At 63.1% G+C, this 1,969-nt stretch carries 2 protein-coding genes and 1 pseudogene; 1 reads left to right on the top strand and 2 read right to left on the bottom strand.

Translation table 11 applies throughout. The features are described from left to right. Positions 1–75 precede the first annotated feature (75 nt). On the top strand, positions 76–405 hold the full coding sequence (locus AC1DWI_RS21055) for a hypothetical protein (protein ID WP_477670291.1): 330 nt from the start codon (positions 76–78) through the stop codon (positions 403–405). Positions 406–435: 30 nt separating this feature from the next. Here AC1DWI_RS21055 and glcF read toward each other — a convergent pair whose 3' ends face one another. Both glcF and AC1DWI_RS21045 read right to left on the bottom strand, forming a co-directional pair. Continuing rightward, positions 436–1,683 carry a glycolate oxidase subunit GlcF gene (glcF, locus tag AC1DWI_RS21050; RefSeq protein ID WP_477670292.1) on the bottom strand — a complete coding sequence of 416 codons (1,248 nt, stop codon included), beginning with the start codon at positions 1,681–1,683 and terminating at the stop codon, positions 436–438. Between the two features lie 4 nt (positions 1,684–1,687). Then, positions 1,688–1,969 (bottom strand): annotated as a pseudogene (locus AC1DWI_RS21045) (DUF1275 domain-containing protein); the annotation flags it as partial.

Below are 1,969 nucleotides of genomic sequence, written 5' to 3'. Positions count from 1 at the left end.
CCATGATGGTGCTGACCTGCTACTGACAGCGTGATGTCAGTAGCCTTCCCTTGTCGATCGCGATAATGGCTCGCTATGCCAGATCAACCTGCTAAGAAGCCCTCGTTTGTTTCACGCTACCTTGGCCCCTTGTTACCGTTGAGTTTTGCAGCGGTCGGGGTATGGATACTGATTTCCGGGCGTTACGTCTACCGCCCCGGGCGCTCGGGCGGCATATTAGCGCTGCTTCCACCAGACTCATTCTTTGCAGCCCTGTTTTTCATCTCACTTTCGTGTGTGATTGCCGCTTTCGGTTTTTCGGGGCGCAAGGAGTGGTGGCTTTTTTGGGGTGGGCTCACCGGTTGCGTCGGCGCGTTGCTGATTGAGGGTGCCCGTCAGCTGTTGGGCCTGGCTGTCTACGGCTGAACGGCACAGCCCAAACCGAAAATCGGGGACTCAGGAAGCCTGCGTGGGAGTTAGTGCTGCGTCCAGCACCTCCACCCAGTGCCGCACCGGCGTTGCCGTGCCGCTTTGCAGGTGGGTGATGCAGCCGATGTTGGCCGAGATGATGGCTTCGGGTGCAGCGGCTTGCAGGTTGCCGAGCTTGCGGTCGCGCAGTTGATACGCGATGTCGGGCTGCAGCACGGAGTAGGTGCCTGCCGAACCGCAGCAGAGGTGCGCTTCGCAAGCGGCCAGCTTTACGTCAAAACCCAATGTGCCCATCAGCGTCTCGACCCCGCCGCGCAGCTGCTGGCCGTGCTGCAGCGTGCAGGGCGGATGAAACGCCAGCGTGCCGGTTCGTGCCGTGACCTTGCCCTGCAGCTCACCGACCAGCTCCGGCATGAGCTCGCTGAGGTCGCGCGTGAGTTCGCTGATGCGTACGGCTTTGGCCGCGTAGGCGGGATCGTCCCTGAGGATGTGGCCGTATTCCTTGACGGTGACCCCGCAGCCCGAAGCATTCATGACAATCGCCTCAACACCCGCGCCCTCGCCAGCTTCCACATGCGGCCACCAGGCGTCGATGTTGCGCCGCATTTCTTCCTTGCCGCCCTCCTGGTCGTTCAGGTGGAATTTGACGGCGCCGCAGCATCCGGCTTTTTGCGCCACCACCGTTTGTATGCCGGCGGCGTCAAGCACGCGCACCGTGGCGGCATTGATGTTGGGCATCATGGCGGGCTGCACGCAGCCTTCGAGCATGAGCATCTTGCGGGCGTGCTGGCGCGCGGGCCATGGGCCGGCAGCCTGCCTGGCCGGTACCTTGTTTTTGAGCGATGCGGGCAAGAGGCCGCGGACGGCTTGTCCGGCTTTCATGGCGGGCGCAAAAAGCGGCGACGGAAGGCCTTCCTTGAGAGCCCAGCGCACGGCACGCTCACCGGCCGGGCGCGGCACGCGCTCGTCAACCAGCTTGCGGCCGATATCCACCAGGTGCCCGTATTCCACCCCGCTGGGGCAGGTGCTTTCGCAGTTGCGGCAGGTGAGGCACCGGTCCAGGTGCAGCTGGGTCTTGCGTGTGGGCGCTTCACCCTCCAGCACTTGCTTGATGAGGTAGATGCGGCCGCGCGGGCCGTCAAGCTCGTCGCCCAGTAATTGGTAGGTGGGGCAGGTGGCCGTGCAAAAACCGCAATGCACACATTTGCGCAGGATGGCTTCAGCCTCCAGGCCGTCAGCGGTGTTTTTGAATTCAGGGGCGAGGTGGGTTTGCATGGCGTCAGGACCCTTCTTTCAGGGCCAGAGCGAGGGCCTTGCGCCGGGCAGCGCGCTGGAAATCCGCATACAGCGGCGGCAAGGACAAGGTCAACAGCATGAGGGCCAGGGGCACGACCCAGATGAAACCGACGTATTTGAAGCCGGCCGCACCGACCAGGCCGCCGGCAATGAACATGGCCAGCAAGGTGCCCAAGAGCCGTACCTTGATGCGGTTGGCACGCACACGGGACTCGATGGAGCTGGCGGTACGGTTCCAGTAAAACATCTTGCCGAGCTCGATGCC

It is taken from the genome of Polaromonas sp. P3_C2 (assembly GCF_056402675.1).
Note: the sequence above shows the minus strand (reverse complement) of the source record. Positions and strands in the feature narration are given on the sequence as shown.

Coding starts and splice junctions, on each gene's coding strand:
- AC1DWI_RS21055 (WP_477670291.1), top strand. CDS start 76: ATGCCAGATCAACCTGCTAAGAAGCCCTCGTTTGTTTCACGCTACCTT.
- glcF (WP_477670292.1), bottom strand. CDS start 1,683: ATGCAAACCCACCTCGCCCCTGAATTCAAAAACACCGCTGACGGCCTG.